General features: G+C 73.0%; 18 protein-coding genes and 1 pseudogene. 13 read left to right on the top strand and 6 right to left on the bottom strand.

Annotation, left to right across the window (positions count from 1 at the left end; translation table 11 throughout):
- Positions 1-30: 30 nt before the first annotated feature.
- Genes ACGFZK_RS15125 through ACGFZK_RS15115 form a run of 3 tightly spaced genes read right to left on the bottom strand, consistent with a single transcriptional unit; the run spans position 31 to position 2,026 of the window.
- A complete protein-coding gene (locus ACGFZK_RS15125) occupies positions 31-708 on the bottom strand; it encodes an HAD family hydrolase (protein ID WP_393849303.1) in 678 nt (225 codons plus the stop codon).
- A 45-nt stretch (positions 709-753) separates the two neighbouring features.
- The gene (locus ACGFZK_RS15120; protein WP_393849302.1) at positions 754-1,233 is read right to left on the bottom strand and encodes an Lrp/AsnC family transcriptional regulator; all 480 of its coding nucleotides are present in this window, start codon (positions 1,231-1,233) and stop codon (positions 754-756) included.
- Positions 1,234-1,258: 25 nt separating this feature from the next.
- Complete coding sequence (locus ACGFZK_RS15115) at positions 1,259-2,026, bottom strand: YoaK family protein (protein WP_393849301.1); 768 nt, start codon at positions 2,024-2,026, stop codon at positions 1,259-1,261.
- Positions 2,027-2,096: 70 nt separating this feature from the next.
- On the opposite strand from ACGFZK_RS15115, the gene ACGFZK_RS15110 reads away from it, so the two are divergent.
- The 3 genes from ACGFZK_RS15110 to ACGFZK_RS15100 all read left to right on the top strand — a co-directional run bounded on the left by ACGFZK_RS15110 (position 2,097) and on the right by ACGFZK_RS15100 (position 4,708).
- Entirely contained in the window at positions 2,097-2,690 is a 594-nt protein-coding gene (locus ACGFZK_RS15110) for a histidine phosphatase family protein (protein ID WP_393849300.1), read from the top strand.
- A 69-nt stretch (positions 2,691-2,759) separates the two neighbouring features.
- The gene (locus ACGFZK_RS15105; protein WP_393849355.1) at positions 2,760-4,283 is read left to right on the top strand and encodes an APC family permease; all 1,524 of its coding nucleotides are present in this window, start codon (positions 2,760-2,762) and stop codon (positions 4,281-4,283) included.
- The gene (locus ACGFZK_RS15100; protein ID WP_393849299.1) at positions 4,283-4,708 is read left to right on the top strand and encodes a universal stress protein; all 426 of its coding nucleotides are present in this window, start codon (positions 4,283-4,285) and stop codon (positions 4,706-4,708) included. Before ACGFZK_RS15105 ends, ACGFZK_RS15100 begins: the two co-directional genes overlap by 1 nt.
- A gap of 54 nt (positions 4,709-4,762) precedes the next feature.
- On the opposite strand, the gene ACGFZK_RS15095 is transcribed toward ACGFZK_RS15100, so the two are convergent.
- From ACGFZK_RS15095 to ACGFZK_RS15085, 3 genes are all read right to left on the bottom strand, one after another.
- On the bottom strand, positions 4,763-6,043 hold the full coding sequence (locus ACGFZK_RS15095; protein ID WP_393849298.1) for a cation:proton antiporter: 1,281 nt from the start codon (positions 6,041-6,043) through the stop codon (positions 4,763-4,765).
- Positions 6,030-6,650 (bottom strand): flavin reductase family protein, encoded by a 621-nt coding sequence (locus ACGFZK_RS15090; RefSeq protein ID WP_393849297.1) that lies wholly within the window; start codon positions 6,648-6,650, stop codon positions 6,030-6,032. The genes ACGFZK_RS15095 and ACGFZK_RS15090 overlap by 14 nt, the downstream gene beginning before the upstream one ends.
- A gap of 84 nt (positions 6,651-6,734) precedes the next feature.
- Positions 6,735-8,336: a tryptophan halogenase family protein gene (locus tag ACGFZK_RS15085; RefSeq protein ID WP_393849296.1), complete on the bottom strand. Its 1,602-nt coding sequence runs from the start codon at positions 8,334-8,336 to the stop codon at positions 6,735-6,737.
- A 174-nt stretch (positions 8,337-8,510) separates the two neighbouring features.
- Here ACGFZK_RS15085 and ACGFZK_RS15080 point away from each other — a divergent pair, with 174 nt between their 5' ends.
- The 10 genes and pseudogenes from ACGFZK_RS15080 to ACGFZK_RS15035 all read left to right on the top strand — a co-directional run bounded on the left by ACGFZK_RS15080 (position 8,511) and on the right by ACGFZK_RS15035 (position 22,337).
- Positions 8,511-9,500: a BTAD domain-containing putative transcriptional regulator gene (locus ACGFZK_RS15080; RefSeq protein ID WP_393849295.1), complete on the top strand. Its 990-nt coding sequence runs from the start codon at positions 8,511-8,513 to the stop codon at positions 9,498-9,500.
- A 128-nt stretch (positions 9,501-9,628) separates the two neighbouring features.
- Positions 9,629-11,140, top strand: a complete 1,512-nt coding sequence (locus ACGFZK_RS15075) for an aldehyde dehydrogenase family protein (RefSeq protein WP_393849354.1) — start codon at positions 9,629-9,631, stop codon at positions 11,138-11,140.
- Positions 11,137-13,056, top strand: a complete 1,920-nt coding sequence (locus ACGFZK_RS15070) for a non-ribosomal peptide synthetase (RefSeq protein ID WP_393849294.1) — start codon at positions 11,137-11,139, stop codon at positions 13,054-13,056. Before ACGFZK_RS15075 ends, ACGFZK_RS15070 begins: the two co-directional genes overlap by 4 nt.
- A gap of 3 nt (positions 13,057-13,059) precedes the next feature.
- Positions 13,060-13,833 (top strand): thioesterase II family protein, encoded by a 774-nt coding sequence (locus ACGFZK_RS15065; protein WP_393849293.1) that lies wholly within the window; start codon positions 13,060-13,062, stop codon positions 13,831-13,833.
- 54 nt (positions 13,834-13,887) lie between these two features.
- Positions 13,888-14,070, top strand: a pseudogene (locus tag ACGFZK_RS15060) (MbtH family protein); the annotation flags it as partial.
- A 1-nt stretch (position 14,071) separates the two neighbouring features.
- Positions 14,072-15,286: a cytochrome P450 gene (locus ACGFZK_RS15055; RefSeq protein WP_393849292.1), complete on the top strand. Its 1,215-nt coding sequence runs from the start codon at positions 14,072-14,074 to the stop codon at positions 15,284-15,286.
- 15 nt (positions 15,287-15,301) lie between these two features.
- Positions 15,302-19,240, top strand: coding sequence for an amino acid adenylation domain-containing protein (locus tag ACGFZK_RS15050; RefSeq protein WP_393849291.1), 3,939 nt, complete (start codon positions 15,302-15,304; stop codon positions 19,238-19,240).
- On the top strand, positions 19,240-19,899 hold the full coding sequence (locus ACGFZK_RS15045) for a 4'-phosphopantetheinyl transferase family protein (RefSeq protein WP_393849290.1): 660 nt from the start codon (positions 19,240-19,242) through the stop codon (positions 19,897-19,899). Before ACGFZK_RS15050 ends, ACGFZK_RS15045 begins: the two co-directional genes overlap by 1 nt.
- A 12-nt stretch (positions 19,900-19,911) precedes the next feature.
- Positions 19,912-20,973: a winged helix DNA-binding domain-containing protein gene (locus tag ACGFZK_RS15040; protein ID WP_393849289.1), complete on the top strand. Its 1,062-nt coding sequence runs from the start codon at positions 19,912-19,914 to the stop codon at positions 20,971-20,973.
- Between the two features lie 89 nt (positions 20,974-21,062).
- Positions 21,063-22,337 (top strand): MFS transporter, encoded by a 1,275-nt coding sequence (locus tag ACGFZK_RS15035; RefSeq protein WP_393849288.1) that lies wholly within the window; start codon positions 21,063-21,065, stop codon positions 22,335-22,337.
- The last annotated feature ends 133 nt before the right edge of the window (positions 22,338-22,470 follow it).

Below are 22,470 nucleotides of genomic sequence, written 5' to 3'. Positions count from 1 at the left end.
TGGTGGCCATGGCCGACCATGGCCCGGCTTTCAAGTGGCTCGGTGTGCGAGCAGCCACTCGTAGGCCGCGTCCGCGCTGAACTCCGGCTGTCCGCCCGGGAAGAGGAGCCCGGCGGACGCGAAGGCCGGGTCCCCCGCGATCTCGGGTGCGTACGGGATCGCCATGCAGGCCATGCCCGCGGCGTGGGCGGCCCGTACCCCCGGCGCGGCGTCCTCGACGACCACGCAGTCGGCAGGCTCGGCGCCCAGCCGGCGGGCCGCCTCCAGGAACACGTCCGGAGCGGGCTTGCCGTGCGTGACCTCCTCGGCGGAGATCGCGGTGGTCAGCAGTGCGTCCAGCCCGGTGCCCGCCAGTACGGCGTCGATGGCCTCCAGTGAGGAGCCCGACGCCACCGCGATCGGTGCGCCCTCGGTGTGCAGCCGCTCGACGAACTTGCGCATCTCGGGGAAGACCTCGGTCCGGGTGCGGGCCAGCTCCAGGTAGGCGGCGTTCTGCTCGGCGAGCAGCTGCTCGACCGGTGTCCGGATCCCGTACCGGTCCCGCAGGATCTCCAGTGTCTCCAGCGTGCCGATGCCGATGAAGCGGGAGTGCTGCTCCCACGTGAAGTCGGGGACCCCGTGCCGCTCCAGGGTGCGGCGCCCGGACTCGTAGTAGTGGGGCTCGCTGTCCACGAGAGTGCCGTCGAGATCGAATATGACAGAAATCATCCGTTGCGCCCGTCCTGCCGGTTGCATCCTGTCTCGGTCATCCTGTCAGCTTTTACCGGCATTTCTGCCCACGGATTCGACCAGCGGCAGCAGCCGGTGCGGCACCCGCTCGCGCAGGGCCACCTCCGTGCGGGTGCGGACCACGCCCGGGAGCTGGATCAGCCGCTGGATCACGTCCTCCAGGTGCCCGTTGTCCCGGGCCGCCACGCGGGTCAGCAGGTCCCCGCCGCCGGTGATCGAGAAGGCCTCGATGATCTCCGGTACGGCGGCCAGCGCGTCGCCCACGTCGTCCAGATGCCCCTGGGTGACCTCGATGTGCACGAAGGCCAGCACCGGATGCCCCAGCGCGGCGGGGGAGAGCACCGGTCCGGTCCCGGTGATCACCCCCGTGCGCTCCAGCCGGTCCAGCCGTGCCTGCAGGGTGCCGCGGGCGACGCCGAGGATGCGGGCGTACTCGCGGACGCTGGTGCGCGGCTGCTCGATCAGCAGGCGCAGGATTCTGGTGTCGAGCTCGTCCACCGCCACGCCCCGACTGTACCAATGGCCCCGTTCACCCCGATCGTTCCCGGCCAGGGGCCGACGGAGGCCGTGCGTGCAGCCGGACGTGCTCCAGAAAGGCCGTCACGGCCACCGACAGCACGATCACGGCGGGCGGTACCAGCAGCCATCCCACCGGCCAGCCGACCCCCACCAGCAGGGCCCCGCACAGCCCGCCGAGGAACATCGCCACGACGGAAAGGCCGCGCCGCACCCAGGTGGCCGACCCGTACACGGAGTCGCCCGGACCCAGGGTGGAGCCGCCGAGAAAGGCGGTCATGGACCGGGTGAGCAGGGTCGTCGGCACCCCCGGGACCTTCGCTCGCATGATCGTGAGCGTCCGCATCCCCATCGCCAGCGCCAGGACCGCCGTCACGACCAGATGCCGGTGGGTCGTGGACCCGTAGCGCGGCTCCAGCCCCCATCCGAGGCCCGCCGCGACCAGGAGCAGCCCGGCCTCCACGCCGAGACCGACGAGGAACCAGTGCCGCCCGCGGGCCTCGGCCGTCAGCTCCATCCGGGCCGCGCAGGCCACCCCCAGGACGAAGGCGCCCAGCGAGACCGCGGACGGCAGCGTCGGCAGCTCGCCCGCCCGGGCGGCCCCGAACGCCACGAACAGCACGTTGCCGGTCTGCATCGCCGTGAACACGGGCCCGAGCGCGAGCAGGCTCACCGCCTCCACCAGCCCGGTCGCCACCGTCAGTACGAGCATCAGCGTCGGCAACGCCGGCCCGGCCCGGGGCGCACCCACCGCCGGCCCGGTTTCACGGCTCTCGTCCATGACGCCCGACAGTGACACGCCCGCCCGGCTCCGCCGCCGCCGACATGCCGCAAGACGTAGGGTCCGAAGGATGAGTGACCTGTTGCTGGTGAGGCACGGCGAGACCGCCTGGAGCGCGAACGGGCGGCACACGGGACGCACCGACCTCCCGCTGACCGCGCGCGGCGTCGAGGAGGCCATCTCGCTGGCCCCCTTCTTCCGGGACCAGCGCCCGGCCCTGGTGCTGACCAGCCCGCTGCGCCGGGCCGTCGCCACCGCCGAGCTCGCAGGGCTCACCGGCGGCCGGACCGACCCCGACCTGTACGAATGGGACTACGGCGGCTACGAAGGGGTCACCACCGCGGAGATCCGGAAGACCACCCCGGACTGGTCCCTGTGGACGCACGGAGTGCCGCCCGGCGACGCCGACCACCCCGGCGAGAGCGCCGCCCAGGTGGGCGCCCGCGCCGACCGCGCCCTGGCCCGCGTCGCCCCGGTGCTGCGCGCCGACGACGGCGACGTGGTGATCGTCGCCCACGGCCACTTCCTGCGCGTCCTCACCGCCCGCTACCTGCGCCTCGAGCCCGAGCACGGCCGGTTGTTCCTGCTCCGCACCGGCACCGTCAGCGTGCTCTCCACGGAGCACGCCCTGCCGGTCATCGCGGGCTGGAACACCCGCCCCTGACCTCGGCCGCCTCGCCTCGCGCGGTGGTGCCGTCTGCGTGACCATTCGTACATGGGTCACGACTCGTACATGGACCGGGGTGGTGCGGGCGGCGGACCGGAGCCGGAGGGCCGGCAGGACGCGAGGCTCAAGGCGAACGCGATCGGCTTCCTCGACGCGCTCGTCATCGGCCTGAACTCCACCTCGCCCGCCTACTCCCTGGCCGCCGTCCTCGGGCCCATCGTGGCGTTGGTCGGGATCTACGCACCGGGCGTGATGCTGGCCTCCTTCGTCCCGATGCTGCTCATCGCCGCCGCCTTCTACTACCTCAACAAGGTCGACCAGGACTGCGGGACGACCTTCTCGTGGGTCACCCGGGCCATGGGCCCCTGGGCGGGCTGGCTCGGCGGCTGGGCCATCGCCATGACCGGCGTCCTGGTCATCGGCTCACTCGCGGACGTCGCCGTGCACTTCGGCCTGCTCGCCGCCGGACTCGACAGCTGGGCCGCCGACCCGTGGATCCGGCAGATCCTCACCGTCGTGGTGATCCTGGTCATGACCGGGATCTGCGTCATCGGCACCGAGCTCTCGGCCCACCTCCAGGACGTCCTCATCCTCGCGCAGGTCTTCTTCCTGCTGGCCTTCGCCGTGGTCGCCATCTACCGCGTCTACGCCGGCACCAGCACCCTGGAGGAGATAGAGCCGTCCCTCTCCTGGCTCAACCCCTTCGGCGCCGGCGGAGCCGCCCTCACCGGCGGGCTGCTGCTCGGCGTGTTCATGTACTGGGGCTGGGAGTCGGCGGTCAACCTCACCGAGGAGGTCAAGAACTCCGCCACCGCGCCCGGCAGGGCGGGCATCTGGTCGACCGTCATCCTCCTGGTCACCTACCTGTCCGTGGGCTTCGCGGTCGTCGGATACGCGGGCACCGAGTACCTCGCCGAGAACGCGGGCGAGGAGGAGGCCATCTTCGCGGTGCTGGCCCACGAGGTCATGGGCGGCTGGGACTGGATGGTGCTCCTCGCCGTCTGCACCTCCGCGCTCGCCTCCACCCAGACCACGATCATCCCCGCCTCCCGCACCGCCCTGTCCATGGCCCGCCGGCACGCACTGCCCCACGGGCTCGCACACATCCACCCGCGGTTCCGGACCCCCGACGTGAGCACCTGGTGGGTGGCCGGCATCGCCATCGGCTGGTACCTGGTCGTCAACCAGATCAGCGAGAACGCACTCCTGGACTCGCTCACCGCGCTCTCCCTGCTCATCGCCTTCTACTACGCGCTCACCGGCCTGGCCTGTGCCATCTACTACCGCCGCCACCTGTTCGAGAACCTGCACAACTTCCTGCTGATCGGACTCGGCCCGGTGGTCGGCGCCGGACTGCTGACCTGGCTGCTGGTGGAGTCGATCGGCGACATGTCCAATCCGGAGAACTCGGCGAGCGGCGTCTCCTGGTTCGGTCTCGGCCCGCCGCTGGTCATCGGGATCGCCATCGCGCTCGTGGGCGTGGCCGTCATGTGCTTCTGGCGGGTACGGGACGGCAGGTTCTGGCAGGAGCGGCGCGGAGTCGCCGACCCGGAACTCGTCCACGCGGGCAAGCGTCCGGAGGTGTCCTGATGTCCGTGGTCCTCGGATACGACGAGTCACCCGGCGCGGAACGGGCCCTGCAGGTGGCACTGGAGGTGGCCACCGCCTTCGGCGAACCCCTCGTCCTCGTCTACGGTGCGGCCGCCCCGGGCCCCACCGGCGAGGAGTACCGGGCCCACCGGGAAGCCGTCCGCCAGGCGGGCCGCAGCGCGCTGGCGCACGCGGTGGAGGAGGCCGACTCGGCCGGGGTGCCCTCGACGGTCGAGGTGGCCGACGAGAAGCCCGCGCAGGCCCTGCTGGATGCCGCGGAGCGCCACCACGCCCGGGTCATCGTCGTCGGCAGCTGGGGCGACAGCCCGATGCGCGGAGCCCTGCTCGGCTCCACCCCGCACAAGCTCCTGCACCTGTCGCCGATCCCGGTGCTGTGCGTACCTACCGGGCCGGGGGGCGCCTGAACAGCCGCGGTACGGCTGGGGCGGACACCCTCCGGTCCCGGTCCCGGTCGCCGGTCAGGGCCCGGACAGGGCGTTCTCGGGCTCGGGACGCGCGGGGGCCCGGCGGGTCACCTCCCTCCCGGTGCGCAACCGGGTCAGGGCCGGGCTCGTGATCGCCGTCGTCACCAGTGCCATCAGCACCAGCATGGTGAACAGCTGGGGCCCGATGACGCCGAGTTCGAGACCGACGTTGAGCACCACCAGCTCGGTGAGCCCCCGGCAGTTCATGAGGGCACCGATCGACAGGGACTCCCGCCACGGCCTTCCGCACGCCCGCGCCGCGCCCGTCGCGCCGCCCCACTTGCCGAGGAGGGCGACGACGAGGATCGCGGCCGTCCAGAGCCACAGTTCAGGAGAGGCCGTCAGACCCCCGATGTCCGTACGCAGCCCCGTGTGCACGAAGAACAGCGGCAGCAGCACCGGGACCGTGAACGCACGCAGCCGGGCCGCCGAGGCCTCCAGGCGCTGCCCGGTGCGCGGCGTGATCACCCCGAACAGGAACGCCCCGAACAGCGCGTGCACGCCGATCAGGTCGGTGGCCAGCGCGGACAGGCTCAGCCCGCTGAACAGCGCCACCAGGACCGCCGCGTCCCCGGCCCGCTCGGCGCGTTGTGCCCAGCGGGCCAGCAGCGGTTTCACCGCGTACAGCATGACGAGGGTGAAGGCCACGGCGAGTCCGGCCGTGGTGGCCGCCTCCATCGGGGACCCGGCCGTGGACAGGGCCACCACCAGGGCCAGCAGACACCACGCGACGACGTCGTCCACGGCCGCGCAGGCCATGGCGAGCGCCCCGAGCGGGGTCCCGTACAGGCCCCGGTCGATGAGGATCCGGGCCAGCACGGGGAACGCGGTGATGCTCATGGCCACGGCCATGAACAGCATGAACGGCATCCGGCCCACCCCGTCGGGCGCGAACCCGCCGTACATCCCGACCGCGAGGAGGGCGCCCAGGGCCAGGGGCAGCAGCATGCCCGCCTGGCTCACGGCCACCGCGACGCGGGTGTGACCGCGCAGGCTCTTCAGGTCCAGTTCCAGCCCGACCAGGAACATGAAGGCGAGCAGCCCGAGCTGCCCGAGCACCGAGGTGTACGGGAGCACGGACGGCGGGAAGAGCGCGTGCTGGGCCTGTGGCCAGAGCCAGCCCAGCAACGAGGGGCCGAGCAGGATGCCGGTGGCGATCTCGCCGACCACCGGGGGCTGCCCGAACCGGCGGCAGACGGCCGCCCCCACCTGGCAGGCCAGGATCACCACCGGAACGGCGACCAGCAGAGCGGGCAGCGGGTCAACGGACGACACGGGAACCTCCCTCGGGCGCGGCGGGTCGCAGTGCGGTGGGCAGGCCGAGGTGCCCGGCCGGCTGCGGAGCCGCGGCCGCCGCGGACCAGGGGGCGTAGCGGCGCAGCCCGTAGAGCAGGGGCTGCCGGTCGTCCCGTACGGTCAACCGGCCGACCTCGGCGAAGACGGCCGTGTGGTCCCCGAAGCCGACGGTTCTCACCACGGCGCAGTCCGCTACGGCGTGCGCGTCCGCCGTCAGGTGCGGTCCGCCCGCTCCCAGCGGCAGCCGCCACTCGACGCGGTCGAAACGGTCGGGTGCCCCGGAGGCGAACAGGTCCGAGGTGCCGCGGGCCCGCTCGTGCAGCAGGTTGAGCGCGAAGTGGCCCCCGGCGAGCAGGACGGCGAGGGTCGGGCTCGCCGCCCGTATGCACAGCACCAGCGTCGCCGGTTCGAGGGCGACGCTCGCGAGGGAGGTGCAGGTCAGGCCGTGCGGCACGGAATCGGAATCCAGTGTGGTGACGACGGACACCCCGGTGGGGAAGGCGGCCATGAAGGGACGGAGGTCGGCCGGCCGGCTCCCGGCCGACTCGTCCGGTGCGGCGGGGTGGGGCACGGAGCGGTGGGACATGACTGACTCCTGAGGTGGCTGAAGCAACTGCGGCCCGGCAGCCGGCGGGTGAGCCGTACTGCCGGGCCGTGGGAGCGGCGGGCCTTACGCGCCGTGCAGTCGGCGCAGGTAGTCGTAGGCACTGGGGAGGGTCTCCAGCAGGTTCTGCTGCTGGCGCTTGACCGCGTCGAAGAGGGGTTCGGCACCGGCCACCGAGTCCGGCCGGTGCGCGAGGGAGGGCAGCGGGGCGTCCGGCTCCAGGCCGAGGCCCGAGAAGATGCAGTAGTAGCTGCCGTTGGTCCAGAAGTTGCGGAACTCGGCCTCGAAGTTGCCGTAGTACGTCGACTCGTCGGTGATCGGCGAGTTGATGGGCAGGCCGGCCTTGTAGGCGGAGATCTTCTGCTGGATGTTGTCGGGGAGCGTCAGCTTCTTGTTGGCCTGCCAGAACGGCGTGTCGTTGCGCGGCGCGTAGAAGAAGTGCGCCTGGATGAAGTCGCGGGTGTCGTCGAACATCACCTCGATCTCGTGGTTGAAGCTGTTGATCAGACCGTCGTTGAAGGTCTTGTCCGGGAAGTGCTTGGCCAGCTGGTAGATCGCGGCGGTGATGAAGTAGATGCCGGTCGACTCCAGCGGCTCCAGGAAGCAGGAGGACAGGCCGATGCTGACGACGTTCTTCACCCACGCGCGGCGGTTGCGGCCGACGCGGAAGCGGATGTGGTTGAACTTCGTCTCCTGCGGGTCCAGGCCCCACATGTCCGCGAACTCGCGGGTGGCGGTGTCCTGGTCGGTGAACTTGCTGGAGTAGACGTAGCCGGTGCCGAAGCGGCCCAGCATGGGGATCTTCCAGGCCCAGCCGCAGGACATGGCGATCGCCGACGTGTACGGCTCCACGCCGTTCGCCTCGTCGTCGTGCGGGACGGCCGTCGCCACCGCGCTGTCGCACAGCAGGTGGTCGCTCATGTCGATGAAGGGCTCCTGCATCGCCTGGTTGATCAGCAGGCCGCGGAAGCCCGAGCAGTCCACGAACAGGTCGGCGTCCAGGGCCAGTCCGCCCCTGGTGTGCAGCGTGGTCACGTGGCCGCGGCCGTCCTGCTCGACGCGCACCATCTCGTCCTGGACGTGGTGCACGCCCTGCTTCTCGGTGCTGAACCGGCGCAGGAAGTCGGCCACCAGCTGGGCGTCGAAGTGCCAGGCGTACCGGGTGGCCGGACGGCCGTCGAGCCAGCGAGGAGCCTTCATCGCGTCCATCACCGGGGGCTCGCGGAAGCAGGCGTAGTCGAACGGCTCGGTGGTGCGGCCCTCGTACTTGCGCTTGAACCAGTAGTGCGACAGCGGGGTCTGGTCGTAGTCGGGGAGCAGCCCGAAGGGGTGGTAGAAGTGGTCCGGGCCGCCGCCCGGCAGCTCGCGCGCCGTCGGCTCGCCCTGCCCGTCGGTCCGCCAGTTGACGAAGCGCACGGCCATCTTGAAGCTCGCGTTGCACTCCCGCATCCACTCGTCCTCGGCGATGCCCAGGTAGTCGAAGAACGCGCGCTGCAGGTTGGGCACGGTGGCCTCGCCGACACCGATGCGCGGGATCGCCGGCGCCTCGAGCACGGTGATGTCGACCGTTCCCTGGAGCGCCTTTCCGAGGTATGCGGCCGTCATCCAGCCGGCCGTGCCGCCGCCCAGGATGACGACCTTCTGAAGCCGGGTGTCGCTGCTGGTCATGAAACAGCCCTCATTTCGGATTCGGCGGTTCGGGTGGTCGTGCTCATCAGTGTCGAAAGCCGCCCTATCACCGCCCTACACAGCCGGGATCCGGCCGTTGTAGGGCCCTTGTAGACCCCGCGGACACACTCCTCGCAGGCAGAGCGGCAGGCTGAAAACCACCGGGAGGACGCGATGACCACCGCAGCGACCGAGACAGCGGGGCCAGCGGTACGGGTCCGCTTCCTGGGCGACTTCGAGCTCACCGTCAACGGCGCCCCCGTCCAGCGCTGGCGGGCCGGCAAGGCCCGTGGCCTGTTCCAGTACCTCGTGGTCCACCGCGGCCAGATGCTCACCCGCGACCGGCTCTACGCCTCCCTGTGGCCCGGCACCGACAGCACCGCCGGCAGCTCCCTCAAGGTCGCCGCCCACGCCCTGCGCCGGGTGCTCGACGCCCACCCCGACCGCCCCGGCGACTCCGGGATCCAGCTGGTCTACCGCGACTTCGGCTACGTCCTGCACATCACCGGGCTCTGGTCCGACCTCGACCGCTTCCAGGAACTGGTGCACACCGGTCTGCGGGCCGCCGCGGCCGGCGACGCCCCGCTCGCCCGCACCCGGCTGCGGGCGGCGCTCGGCCTCTACGGCGGCGAGTTCCTGCGCGGCGAGAGCGCCGACTGGGTCGTCGAACAGCGCGAGTACCTCAGGGCGCTGGCCCTGCGGGCCCTGGGAGTGCTGCGCGCCGACGCCGAGGCCCGCGAGGACTTCGTGGAGCTGATCGAGGTCTGCAGACGCACGCTGGAGATCGACCGCCACCACGAGGAGACCTACCGCGCGCTGATGGCCGCACACGGCCGGCGCGGTGAACTCGCCTGCGTACGGCGCTGGTACGAACTGTGCGCCCGCCGGATGCGCGACGAGCTGGCCGTGGCACCGGGCCACGAGACCCAGCGGCTCCTGTCCACCCTGATCCCGGCCGCCGGGCGCCCCGCCGCTGCGGCCTCCGCCGCCGGGGCCCCGCCCGCCACCGTCCGCGCGCTGCGGCCCGCCGCCCGCCGGGCCGGGACCCCCGCCTGGATCCCGGACGCCCGGACGAACGCCCCGGCCCGCCCCGTGCGGCGGGCCAGGCCCGACAACCGGGCCCCGGCCGCCTTGGCCCGTACGGCCGACCAGGCGACCGCGTGAGACCGACCCAGCTGTTCAGCGAGCCCGTGATCCCGTGACCGAGTGAGGACCCCACCGTGACCGTGCTGACCGTGCCGACCGAGCCACAGGACTCCAGACCGTCCGGGGCCGCACCCGACGCGGCGCCCCTGCCGCCCCGTTACACCGACCAGTGGATCGGCGGCGCCTGGGTCGCCTCCGACGCCGACGGCCGCCTGGTCGTCACCGACCCCGGCACCGAGCGCGCCCTGGCCACCGTGCCCGCCGGCACCGCCCGGGACGCCGACCTCGCCGCGCGCGCCGCCGCGGACGCCTTCCCGCGCTGGGCAGCCACCCCGTTGCGCGAGCGCACCGCACTGCTGCGCCGGGTCGTCGAGGCCATGGAGGTCCGGGCCGACCGCTTCGCCGCGATCATCACCGCCGAGGTCGGGGCGCCCGCCCGGATGGCCCGCCAGACCCATGTCGGGCTCTCCCTCGGCATGGCGGCGCACTGCGTCGAGACCGCCGCCTCCTATGCCTTCGAGGAGCGCGTCGGCCATTCGCTCGTCGTGCGGGAGGCCGCCGGAGTGGCCGCGTGCATCACCCCCTGGAACACCCCCCTGTTGCTGACCGTGCAGAAGATCCTCCCCGCGCTGGCGGCCGGCTGCACGGTCGTCCACAAGCCGAGCGAGATCACCCCGCTGCACGCCCGGCTGCTCGCCGAGGCGATCGCCGAGGCCGATCTGCCGCCCGGGGTCTTCAACATGGTGGTCGGAACCGGCGCCGCCGTCGGCACCGCCCTCGTCACCCACCCGCTGGTCGACGTGGTCTCCCTGACCGGGTCCACCCGGGCGGGCCGCGAGGTCTCCGCGCTCGGCGCCGGCAGCGTCAAGCGCGTCCACCTCGAACTCGGCGGGAAGAACGCCAGCCTCGTCCTCGACGACGCCGACCTCGCCGCGTCCGTGGCCGCCACCGTCGACCAGATGCTCTTCAACACCGGCCAGACCTGCCTGCAGTGGAGCCGGCTGCTGGTGCCCAGGGACCGGCAGGACGAGGCCGTACAGCTCGCCGACGAGGCCATGGCCGGGTACGTGACCGGCGATCCGCGCGACCCCGCCACCGACCTCGGCCCGCTGGTCTCCGCCGCCGCGCACGCCCGCGTCACCGGCTACATCCGCCGGGGCATCGACGAGGGCGGCGCCCGGCTCGTGCGCGGCGGCCCCGGCCGGCCCGCCGGCCTGGACACGGGCTACTACGTGCAGCCGACGGTCTTCGCCGACGTGGACCCGCTGAGCACGATCGGCCAGGAGGAGATCTTCGGACCGGTGCTCTCGGTCATCCCCTACGACGACGAGGACCAGGCGGTCCGGATCGTCAACGGAACCCGCTACGGGCTGCACGGCGCGGTCTGGTCCGGCGACGGCGCCCGCGCCGAGCGGGTGGCCCGCCGCTTCCGCTCCGGCCTGGTCGACGTGAACGGCGGCCAGTTCAACCCAGCCGCCCCGTTCGGCGGGTTCAAGCAGTCCGGGATCGGGCGCGAGTGCGGCGCCGCCGGACTGGAGGCCTTCCTGGAGACCAAGTCGATGCAGCTCCCGCAGGGCGCGGGAGGCCAGGTGGTCGGCCCGCGCCTGCGGGCCACCGCCGCAGCCCGTCCCGCGGACACCGAGAGGAACGACGGATGACCGACCGGCTCGCCGAGTCCGCGGGGGCCACCGCCCCGCGCGTACCGGCCGACGACACACCGCCCGGCGCGGTCCGGGCGGAACCCGGCTCCGCCGGACCCGGCTCTGCGGGACCCGCGGACGGGGCGCTCCCGCCCCTGTTCGCCCGCCTGGAACGGTGGACCCGCGAACAGCCCAACGAGACGGCCGTCAAAGCCTTCGACGGCACCCTCACCTACGCGGCGCTCACCGCCCGCACCGCCCGCTACGCCACCGCCCTCGCCTCGGCCGGAGTCGGCCCCGAGACCTCCGTCGGGCTGCTGCTCGGCCGGTCCCGGGAGAGCGTGCCCGCCCTGCTCGCCGTCTGGAGCCTCGGCGCGACCGCCGTACCCCTGGACCCCGGGCACCCCGTCGAGCGTCTCGGCCGCGTCCTGCGCGACGCCGGGGCCGCCGTGCTGGTCGCCACCGAGGTCCCCACGGGCCTGGAGCCCGGCGGGATCACCCTGCTGGCCCCCGCCGACGTCCGCCGCAGCGCCCCCGGCGCGCTCGCCGTGTCCGTACCCGCCCCCGACAGCTGCTCGTACCTCATCTACACCTCCGGAACCACCGGCCGCCCCAAGGGCGTCGAGGTCACCTACCGGGGCCTGGACACGTTCGTCGAGGCCCTCGCCGGACTCGGCCTGCCGCCCGGCGGCCTCGGCCTCAACGCCGTCTCGCCCGCCTTCGACGGCTGGCTCTGGTGCACCCTGCTCTACCTGACGCACGGTCAGGGCGTGGCCCTCGCCGACCTCTCCCTGGACGGGCTGCGCCAGGCCGCCGCCGAGGGCCGCGAACCCCTGCCCGCCGGCCTGCGCACCGTGTCCCTCACCCCGTCGCTGCTCGCCGCCCACGGCGCCGGGATCGACTCCGCCGAGGTGGTCGTGGTCGCCGGGGAGGCGTGCCCGGCCGCGCTCGCCGAGCGGTTCGGCCGCGGCCGCCGGCTGCTCAACGTGTACGGGCCGACGGAGGTGACCATCGCCGCGACCTGGGCCGACAGCCGACGAGGGGACGACGTGACCACCATCGGACGACCGCTGCCCGGCTACCGGGCGTACGTCCTGGACGAGGAGCTCCGCCCGGTGCCCGCCGGCGCCGAGGGCGAGCTCTACCTCGGCGGCCCCGCCGTCGCCCGCGGCTACCGGGGCCGGCCGGGACTCACCGCGAGCCGCTTCCTGCCCGACCCCTTCCAGGGCGGCGGCACGCGCATGTACCGCACCGGCGACGTGGTCGTCCGCCGGCCCGGCGGCGAACTGGAGTACCGCGGCCGCCGCGACGACCAGGTGAAGATCCGCGGCCACCGCATCGAACTGGGCGAGGTGGAGCGGATCGCCGCCGAACTCCCCGAGGTCGTCGCCGCCGCGTGCTGCCCGCTCGCCGCCGGCCAGACCCTCGGCCTCGCCGTGGTCGCGGCCCCCGGCGCCGAACCGGCGGGCCTTGCCGCCCTGGTCGTCGAACGCTGCCGCAAACAGCTGCCCGCGGCGGCGGTGCCGAGCACGGTACGCGTGCTCGACCGGATCCCGACCCTGAGCACCGGAAAGGCCGACCGCGAGGCGCTGGCCAAGGCCCTGGCGGCACCGGAGGAGCAACCGGGTCCGGAGGCGGTGGCCCCGGGCGCCGGTCCGACCACGAGCGAGCGCGTCGTGATGGCCGTCTGGGCCGACGTACTCACCACCGAGATCCCCGGCCCCGACGCCGACTTCTTCGATCTGGGCGGTCACTCCCTGGCCGCCGCCCGCGCCGTGTCGGAACTGCGCCGCATCACCGGACTGCGGGTCGGCCTCGGCGCCCTGCTGGCCCTGCCGACGGCCGCGCACTTCGCCGCCGAACTCGACCGGCTCTCCGCCGAGCGCGAGGCGCAGGCCGCCGGCCCGGCGGGCGACACCCCCGAAGGGGCCTGAGCCATGGGCGCCTGGATATCCACCTGGACGAGCGACCCGGCCGACCACGCCCTGCCCGTCCTGCTCTGCCTGCCGCCCGCCGGAGCCGGCTGCCAGCAGTTCCGCGCCTGGCGGCCCGCACTGGCCGGCACCGCCCAGGTGTACGGAGTACAGCTGCCGGGCCGGGAGAACCGCTGGCGGGATCCGATGCCGGACACCTTCGACGAGGCCGTCGAGGCCATCGCGGCGGAACTGCGGGAGATCGTCGCCGACGGCCGGCCGCTGACCGTCTTCGGGCACAGCTTCGGCGGGCTCCTCGGCTACGAGGTCTCCCGCCGGGTCGCCCCGCGCGCCCTGGTGGTCAGCGGCTGCCGGGCCCCGGGCCACTGGGACGGCGCCGGCCGCGGCATCGTCGACGACGGCGAGGAACTGGACAAGCTCTTCGACACGGCCGGCCTCGACCCCCGGCTGCTCGACGAGGACACCCGCGCCCTGATGGTCGCGATGCTCCGCAAGGACGCGCAGCTGTCCCTGAGCTACGTCCACCAGCCGGGCGTCCGCATCGAGGTGCCCGTCCACGCCTGGGGGGCCGACGCCGACGAGACCGTCAGTTCCGAGGACCTGGACGGCTGGGCCGCGGTCACCACCGCCGCCTTCACCCGGCACACCACCACCGGTGGCCACCACGCCGTACTGCGCCACCCGCAGCCCGTACTGGACCACCTGACCGCCCTGCTGCGCGGCGCGGGCGCCGATTCCCCCGCCGCCGCCCCCACCCCCACCACGACCGGCGCCTGACCGCCTGACCACCCCCCCCGTCCGACCGCCCCCACCCGCCCGAGTCCGGAGGACACCGTGCCCACCACCCACCAGGTTCTCGTGAACCACGAGGGGCAGTACGCGCTGTACCCCGCCACACGCGAGACACCCGACGGCTGGACGCCGGCCGGGTTCGCCGGCACCGAGGACGAGTGCGCCGGCTTCGTGGACGCCCAATGGCCCGACACCCGCCCACTCAGCCTGCGAGGAGCCTGAGATGGAGATCGACCTGCTCGACCCGGGCCCCTTCGGCCGCAACGACTTCTGGCCCACCTTCACCTGGCTGCGCGCCCACTCGCCCGTGCACTGGCACCCCGAGCCCGGCAGCGACGACGGCGGCTTCTGGGCGCTGAGCCGGCACTCCGACATCATGAAGGTCTACGCCGACAGCGACACCTTCAGCTCGGCGCGCGGCATGCGGCTGGGCAGCGACCCGGCGGCCGTCGCCGCCGTCGCCCAGCGCATGCTCATCGTCTCCGACGTCCCCCACCACACCCGGCTCAAGCGCGCTCTCCACCAGGCCTTCGGCCCGCAGCAGATGCCGCGGCTGGAGGCGATGGTCGAGAAGGTGGTCGGCGAGCTGGTGACCGAGGCAGTCGAACGCGAGGAACTGGACTTCATCGACCTCGCCAAGCAGCTGCCCAACCGGGTCGTCTGCGCCATGATGGGCATCCCGCGCGCCGACTGGGCCTGGATCGGGGCCCTGACCACCGACGCCTTCGACTCCCCGGACGAAGAGGTGCGCACCAGCGCGCACTCGGAGATCTTCCTCTACTTCATCGAGCTGCTCGCCGAGCGCCGGGTCCGCCCGGGCGACGACCTGGTCAGCCAGATCGCCCACGACACCCTGGTCGACGAGGGCGACGGGGTCGAACGGCCGCTCAGCGACCACGAGATCGTCTTCAACCTCAACGGGGTCCTCTCCGGAGCCAACGAGACCACCCGCTACTCGGCGGCCGGCGCGGTCCACATGTTCGCCGAACACCCCGGCCAGTGGCGGCTGCTGCGCGGCCTCGGCCACGACGGCATCGCCCCGGCCGTCGAGGAGGTCCTGCGCTGGACCACCCCCGGGGTGCACGCCCTGCGCACCGCCGTCCGCGACACCGAGATCAACGGGATCCCGGTGGCCGAGGGAGCCCGGGTGACGCTGTGGAACGTCTCGGCCAACCGCGACGAGGACGTCTTCGCCGACCCCCATGTCTTCCGGGTCGACCGCCGCCCCAACCGGCACGTCGCCTTCGGGCACGGCCGTCACCTGTGCCTCGGCGCGCGACTGGCCCGTTTCGAACTCGGCGCCCTGCTCACCGGGATGCTCGGCGTGCTGGACGGCTTCGAGACGACCGGACCCGTCACCTTCAACTCGTCCAACTTCACCTGGGGGATCAACAGTCTCCCCGTGCGGCTGCTGCGCAGCCGAGCCTTCGCGAAGTAAGAAAGGGCCCGCACTGTGACCACCGCACTCGTCGACTTCAACCGTTCGGACGCCGCGTTCCCCGCCACCGGGTATCCGGAGCTCCTCGCCGAACAGGCTGCCCGCACCCCCCGGGCCACCGCCCTCGCGCAGGGCGACCGTAGCTGGACCTACGCCGAACTGGAGGCCGCCACCAACCGGCTGGCGCACGCGCTGATCGCCCGCGGAGCAGGCGCCGGCACCCGCGTCGGCCTCTGCTACCCCCGCAGTGCCGAGTACGTCATCGGCTCCCTCGCCATCCTCAAGACGGGCGCCGCGATCGTCGCCCTCGACCCGGTCAACCCCGACGACCGGCTCGCGGCGATGATCGCCGACGCCGCCCCGCTGCTGGTCCTCACCCCCGCCGACCTCGGCCGCCGGATACCCGAGGACGTCCCCCGGGCCGAGGTCGCCACGGCCGGGCAGGCGCAGCCGGACACCGCGCCCGCGGTGGTCAGCGGACCCGACACCGTCAGCCACCTCATCTACACCTCCGGCTCCACCGGCACCCCCAAGGCCGTCCTGGAGCGGCACGGCGCGCTCACCAACCTCGTGCACTGGACCACCCGCGCCTACGGGGTCCGGCCCGGCGACCGCGCCTCCTGGATGTCCACCCCCGGCTTCGCCGTCCAGATCATGGAGTGGCTCGCCTACCTGCCCGCCGGCGCGGCGATCCACATCCCCGAAGCCGGGCAGGCGCAGACCCCCGAGCAGATCCGCGACTGGCTGGTCCGCGAGGGCATCACCCACACCATGCTGGTGGCCGCCCTGGCCGAGCCCGCCTGGGGCCTTCACTGGCCCGCGGACACCGCCCTGCGGATCCTGGTCACCACGGCCGAGCGCGTCCACAGCTGGCCGCCCGTCGACACCCCCTTCCGGGTCGTGATGACCTACGGCACCACCGAGACCACCAACGTCCTGTCCTGCCTCGACCTCGGCGCCGGCATCGACTTCACCAGCCAGGCCACCTCCGGCGAGGTCCGCGCCACCCGGCAGGTCCCCGTCGGCGTGCCCATCGCCAACCTCCGCATCCACCTCCTCGACGAGGACGGCAGCCCGGTGCCCGAGGGCGAGGTCGGGCGGCTGCACGTCTCCGGCGCCGGGGTCTCGGCCGGCTACCACGGCCGCCCCGAGCTCACCGCCGCGAAGTTCCACCCCAACTTCGTGGCCGACGACCCGCACCCGGTGCTCTACGACACCGGCGACCTCGCCCGCCGCCGCGAGGACGGCGCCGTGGAACTCCTCGGCCGCTCCGACTCCCAGGTGAAGATCCGCGGCTTCCGCGTCGAGCTCGGCGAGGTCGAGACGCACCTCGCCCGCCTCGACGACATCGCCGAGGCCGTCGTCGTCACCCAGGAGCGCGGTCCGGGCGACAAACGGCTCATCGCCTACGTGTCCCCGGCCGGCGCCGCCGCACCGGACTCCGCCGCGGTGCGCGCCGAGGTCGCCCGTACCCTGCCCTACTACATGGTCCCCGCCACCGTCGTCGTCCTGCCCGTGCTCCCGCGGCTGCCCAACGGCAAGGTCGACCGGCGCAGCCTGCCCGAGCCCCCGGAGGGCCGCGACCGGGTCGGCGCCGGCTACGAGGCACCCCGCAACGAGGTCGAGGACGGGCTCAGCCGGCTGTGGGCCGAGGCCTTCCGTACCGACGGCGTCGGCATCCACGACAACTTCTTCGAGCTGGGCGGGCATTCGCTGCTGGCCTTCCAGCTGATCGACGAGATCCGCCGCCGCTACACCGTCGAGCTCAGCCTCTCCGACCTCTCCACCTGCCCCACCGTCGCCGAGCTCGCCACCCTCGTCACCACCGAACGCACGGGGGGCCGCGGCTCGTTCGGCGGACTCCCCGCGATCGTCCCGGACCCCGCAGCCCGGTTCCGGCCCTTCCCGCTCACCGAGAGCCAGCAGGCGCTGTGGATCGGCCGCGGCGGGCTCGTGGAACTCGGCAACGTCGGCTGCCACGGCTACTTCGAGTGGGAGAGCGAGCAGCTCGACGTGGCCCGCTTCGAGGGCGCCTGGCGCCGACTCGTCGAACGCCACGACGCGCTGCGCACCCGCGTCCTGCCCGACGGCACCCAGCAGGTCTTCGAGGAGATCCCGGCCTACGAGATCCCCGTCACCGACTTCGGCGGTCTCGACGAGGAGACCCGGCAGGCCGAGCTGGCGGCGCTGCGCGAGCGACTGTCCCACCAGGTCCTCGACGCCGACAGCTGGCCGCTGTTCGACGTACGCATCAGCCTGCTCGGCGGTGGCCGGGCCCGGATCCACCTCTCACTGGACTTCCTCGTCGCCGACGCCTGGAGCTACTTCCAGGTCCTGATCCCGGACCTCGTCACCTACTACGTGGAACCCGGCGCGGAACTCGCCCCGCTGGAGCTGACCTTCCGCGACTACGTCCTCGCGGTCGGCAACTCGCTGCGCGACAGCGAGCTCTACCGCCGCTCCGAGTGGTACTGGCGCGACCGCCTCGCCACCCTCCCGCCCGCCCCCGCGCTGCCGGAGCGCCCGGCCGACGCCCCGAAGCTGCCGGTCCGCTTCGAGCGCCGCAGCCACGTCGTCGCCCCGGAGCTGTGGACCCGGATCCAGGAGCGGGCGCACGCCCGCGAGGTCACCCCGTCCGGGGTCCTGGCCGCGGCCTACGCCGAGATCCTCGGGAGGGCAGCCGGACAGGCCCGGTTCACCATCAACTTCCCGCTGTTCAACCGGCTTCCGCTGCACCCGCAGGTCAACGCACTGCTCGCGGACACCACGACCACCCTGCTGCTCGCCGTCGAACAGAGCGACAGCACCTTCGCCGGGCGGGCCCAGGCCGTCCAGCGCCGGCTCTGGGCCGACCTGGAGCACCGCTACTTCAGCGGCGTGCAGGTGCTGCGCGAGCTCACCAAGCTGCGCGGCTCCCTCGCCCCGGCCATGCCCGTGGTGATGACCAGCCTGGCCGGCCACCCGCCGCAGTACGAGGAGACCGAACTGGGCGCCCCGGTCTACGGCATCTCCCAGACCCCGCAGGTCTCCCTCGACTTCCAGGTCTTCGAGAAGCCCGACGGCCTCACCTTCAACTGGGACTTCCTGCCCGCCGTCTACCCCGACGGACTCATCGACGCCATGTTCGAGGAGTTCACCGGCCTGCTGGAGGCCCTCGGTGAGGACGAGGTCTGGGAGCGCCACTCCCCGCCGCCCGGCGAGGACGGCGCCGCCCCCGGCAAGGCGGAGGAGCGCGACACCGGCGACGCCTGGGAGCGGTACTGGGCCGGGATCCAGCGGACCGGCCGCGGCGGCGACGTCATCTGGGACGCCGACAGCGGCGAGGAGTTCCACTGGCTGCTGGGCCAGGCGCAGCGCCACTTCCGCAGCGAGCTGCCGGTCATCGACCTGGGCTGCGGCAACGGCCGCTACAGCCGTGAACTCGCCCCGCACTACCCCTCGGTCATCGGCGTCGACGTATCGGCCAGCGCCATCGAGCACGCCAGGCGCGAGGCCGAGGGCGTCGAGAACGTCGACTACCTGGCGATCGACATGACCGACGCCGGGCAGGCCGCCGTCCTGGGGGAGGGGCCGTACAACATCTTCGTCCGCGGTGTCTTCCACGTCCTGGACGGCGAGGCCCGGGCCCGGCTCGCCGCCGTCGCCGACCGCCTGCTGGGAGACGAGGGCACACTGATCGTCCACGAGCCGGACTACTCCAGCAACTCCTTCGGCTACCTCGGCTTCGTCGGCGGCAAGCGGGGCCGCGCCGAGGACCTCGTGGGCCCGCTGGAGGCGGCCGGTGTCCGGCACTCGCACCGCTTCACCCGGCCCGAACTGGCCGAGGCCTTCGGCGCGGACGCCTGGGAGGTCGTGGAGGACGAGGCGATGGAACTGCATGCGATCGACCCCCGGTCGGACTCCGACGCGCTGCGGCTGCCCGGCTACTACGCGGTACTGCGCCGCAGGCGCTGATGGCCGGTACCGCACCGGCCGGTCTCGCACTGGCCGGGCCGACCGGAGCGGTGCTGGCCGCGGCCGGAGACGTACGGGAGCTGCTGACCCGTACCGAACTGGACCGGGCCGGCGCCCTCCGGTCGGCCGGCGACCGGGACGACTTCCTGGCCGCGCACGCTCTGGTCCGGCTCTGCGCCGGGCGGCTCCTCGGCCGCCCGGCGCAGGGCCTCACCGTCGTTCAGAGCTGTGGGAGCTGCGACCGTCCGCACGGCAGGCCGCGGCTCGTCGAGGCGCCCGGCACCGGCGTCAGCCTCGCCCACACCCGGGGCTGGGTCGCGGCCGCCGCGGCCCACGGCCCCGTCGGTGTGGACGTGGAGAGCGTCGACGGCCACCCGCTGGACCGGCGGGTGGCCGAAGCCGTCTGCACCGAGGAGGAACTGGCCGCCGTCCGGGCGGACGACGACCCGCGGCGCGCCTTCCTGCGCCAGTGGGTACGAAAGGAGTCCCTGGTCAAGGTCGGCGTGGCCACGCTCGACGACGCGGCCCGCATCGACCTTCCCGTGTACGGGCAGGAGCCGCCCCGCTGGCGCGGCTGGCGGCTGCTGGACTGGGGGAGTGAGCGGGTCGTCGGATGCGTGGCGGCCCGTGAGGAGATGCGGCTGCGGCTGCTCGGCTGAAAGACTGGACACGTGGAACGACCTACGACCGACCGGCTGCTCAGGGCACGCGCACAGGCGATCGGGGGCGAGGTCCGGGAGGAATCGGTCGCCGCCGTCCTCGACCGGGTGCTGGCCGTGCAGGCGCAGGACCTGCCCGCGGCGGAGCTCGGGCTCCGCGTCCGGGCCCGCGGGCTGACCCGGGACGCGGTACGCCGGGCCACCGACGCCGAACGCACCGCCGTCCGAGGCTGGTTCATGCGCGGCACCCTCCAGCTGGTGCCGGCCGCCGACGCCCGGTGGCTGCTGGCCCTCTTCGGCCCGGTCTACCTCGCCCTCGCCGCCCGGAGGCTGCGCGAACTCGGCCTCGACGAGTCCCTGTGCACGCGCTCCGAGCGGCTCATCACCGAAGCCGTCGACGGGGAGGGGCCGTTGACCCGCGCCCAGCTCACCGACCGGCTCACCACCCTCGGGGTGGAGCCGAAGGGACAGTCCGCCTTCCACCTGATCCGCCGCGCCGCCCTGGCCGGCCGCATCTGCCACGGACCGCAGCAGGGTGGCGAGGCCACCTTCGTCCTCCTCGACGACTGGCTGCCCGCCACCGGCCCGCTGCCCTTCACCGGAGCGGCCGCCGAACGGGAACTCGCGCGCCGCTACCGCGCCGCGTACGGACCCTCCGACGCCCTGGACTTCGTCCACTGGTCCGGGCTCAAGGCCACGACGGGCAAGAACGCGTGGGCCGCCGTACGGGACACCGCGTCCGAGCCCGCCCCGACCCCCGGGGAGCCCGACGTACGCCTGCTGCCGGCCTACGACAACTACCTCGTCGGCTACCGCAACCGGGACCTGTCCGTACCCGCGGAACACGAACGCCGGGTATGGCCGGGCGGCGGGCAGATCCGCGCCACCGTCCTGGTCGACGGCCTGGCCGTCGGCACCTGGTCGGGAGGCCGCCGCGGTGCTCCGGTGACGGTCGAACCATTCCCCGGGGCGGAGCCGCACAGCCCCGCCGTGGCGGCCGGAATCGCCCGCGAGAGCGCCGGCATCGCACGCTTCTCCAGCGGAACTCACGGCGTGTCTACAAGCGGTCTATAGTCCCGTCATTCATAACCGGACCCTAACTCCGGGTCCCTAGCTTGAGTGCCGTCCGACAATTCCGTACCCAATCAGAAAAGGGCGTCGACATGGCACTCGGTCGGCATTCCGATTTCAATCGCCTGTGGTTCGGGCAGACCGTCAGCAACTTCGGCGACAAGATCTCCCTCCTCGCACTTCCGACCCTCGCGGTCGTGGTCCTGGACGGGGGAGCCCTGGAGGTCGGCGTGCTGGGCGCGCTGCGCTTCCTCCCCTTCCTGCTGCTCGCCCCCTTCGCGGGGCTCGTGGCCGACCGGGTCTCGCGGCGCACCGTGATGATCGTCGCCGACCTGGGCCGCTTCCTGGCCCTCGCAACGATCCCGCTGGCATTCGCCCTCGATTCCGTCAGCATGACCCACGTCTACATCGTGGCCGCCCTCACCGGTGTCCTCACCACCTTCTTCGAGGTCTCCTACCAGTCCTGGCTGCCCCAGCTCATCGGTACCGAGAACCTCATCGAAGGCAATACGAAGCTCCAGATCAGCCGGAGCGTCGCGGAAGCCGTCGGAGCCGGCGCCGGTGGCGCGCTGATCCAGGTCCTCGGCGCCGCCCGCGCCGTCACCGCCGATGCGTTCACCTTCCTCATCTCGCTGGTCGCCCTCCTCGTCATCCGTCACCGGGACACCCGTGAGCGGACCGAAGAGCGCAAGACGTCCGCCAAGGCCGAGATGAAGGAGGGCATGCGCACCCTCTTCGGCAACCCGGTGCTGCGCGGCCTGTTCACCGCCAATGTCGTGGTCAACCTCGGTGCCGCGATGGGTGACGCCCTCCTGATCGTCTACGCCTACAAGGTGCTGGACCTCAGCCCCGGCCAGGTCGGCATCGCCTTCGCCGTCATGTCGGTCTTCGTCATCGTCGGTGCCGTGCTCTCCGAGGTGGTCTCCAAGAGCCTCTCCGTGGGACGCCTCCTGGTGATCACCGCCGTGGTCCTCGGCGCCGGCTACATCCTGGTTCCGACGGGCGGCGCGGTCGGCGGCTTCATCGGACTGATCGTGGTCCAGGCCGTCATCGGCTTCGTCTCCCCGATGTTCGACATCCACGTCCTCAGCCTCGTCCAGGGGGTCACCCCGAACGAGCAGATGGGCCGCGTCAGCGGCACCGCCCTCTCCGCGGTCTACGGCGCCCTGTCGCTCGGCTACTTCGCCGGCGGCGCACTCGGCGAGGGGATCGGTCTGACCGGCGGCCTCGCGGTGGCCGGTGCCGTGACCATCGTCGGAGGCCTGACCCTGCTGGCCGGACCGGTGGCCAAGATCAAGGAAATGCCCGCCGGCGACAGCGCCGAGGAGGGATCTCCGGCCGCCGACGAGGCCAGGATCACCGCCTGACCGACGCACGACGGGGGAGCGGGAGTGGGTGCCGGCCCCACGGCACCCACTCCGCACCGCGCCCCACCCCGTACGTCTGCACCCGTGCCCGGAGGCACACCCGTGCCCGGACGCACAGCCGTCCTCACCCGCA

The organism is Streptomyces sp. NPDC048257 (assembly GCF_043201855.1).
In the GTDB taxonomy this organism is placed as follows: domain Bacteria; phylum Actinomycetota; class Actinomycetes; order Streptomycetales; family Streptomycetaceae; genus Streptomyces.
This window is presented reverse-complemented; position numbering and strand designations above follow the sequence as displayed.

What these genes read in the sequence shown, in the direction of transcription:
- ACGFZK_RS15110 (WP_393849300.1), top strand. Translation starts at nt 2,097, where the DNA reads ATGAGTGACCTGTTGCTGGTGAGGCACGGCGAGACCGCCTGGAGCGCG.
- ACGFZK_RS15115 (WP_393849301.1), bottom strand. Translation starts at nt 2,026, where the DNA reads ATGGACGAGAGCCGTGAAACCGGGCCGGCGGTGGGTGCGCCCCGGGCC.
- ACGFZK_RS15070 (WP_393849294.1), top strand. Translation starts at nt 11,137, where the DNA reads ATGACCGACCGGCTCGCCGAGTCCGCGGGGGCCACCGCCCCGCGCGTA.
- ACGFZK_RS15085 (WP_393849296.1), bottom strand. Translation starts at nt 8,336, where the DNA reads ATGACCAGCAGCGACACCCGGCTTCAGAAGGTCGTCATCCTGGGCGGC.
- ACGFZK_RS15105 (WP_393849355.1), top strand. Translation starts at nt 2,760, where the DNA reads ATGGACCGGGGTGGTGCGGGCGGCGGACCGGAGCCGGAGGGCCGGCAG.
- ACGFZK_RS15125 (WP_393849303.1), bottom strand. Translation starts at nt 708, where the DNA reads ATGATTTCTGTCATATTCGATCTCGACGGCACTCTCGTGGACAGCGAG.
- ACGFZK_RS15055 (WP_393849292.1), top strand. Translation starts at nt 14,072, where the DNA reads ATGGAGATCGACCTGCTCGACCCGGGCCCCTTCGGCCGCAACGACTTC.
- ACGFZK_RS15100 (WP_393849299.1), top strand. Translation starts at nt 4,283, where the DNA reads ATGTCCGTGGTCCTCGGATACGACGAGTCACCCGGCGCGGAACGGGCC.
- ACGFZK_RS15045 (WP_393849290.1), top strand. Translation starts at nt 19,240, where the DNA reads ATGGCCGGTACCGCACCGGCCGGTCTCGCACTGGCCGGGCCGACCGGA.
- ACGFZK_RS15065 (WP_393849293.1), top strand. Translation starts at nt 13,060, where the DNA reads ATGGGCGCCTGGATATCCACCTGGACGAGCGACCCGGCCGACCACGCC.
- ACGFZK_RS15035 (WP_393849288.1), top strand. Translation starts at nt 21,063, where the DNA reads ATGGCACTCGGTCGGCATTCCGATTTCAATCGCCTGTGGTTCGGGCAG.
- ACGFZK_RS15080 (WP_393849295.1), top strand. Translation starts at nt 8,511, where the DNA reads ATGACCACCGCAGCGACCGAGACAGCGGGGCCAGCGGTACGGGTCCGC.
- ACGFZK_RS15090 (WP_393849297.1), bottom strand. Translation starts at nt 6,650, where the DNA reads ATGTCCCACCGCTCCGTGCCCCACCCCGCCGCACCGGACGAGTCGGCC.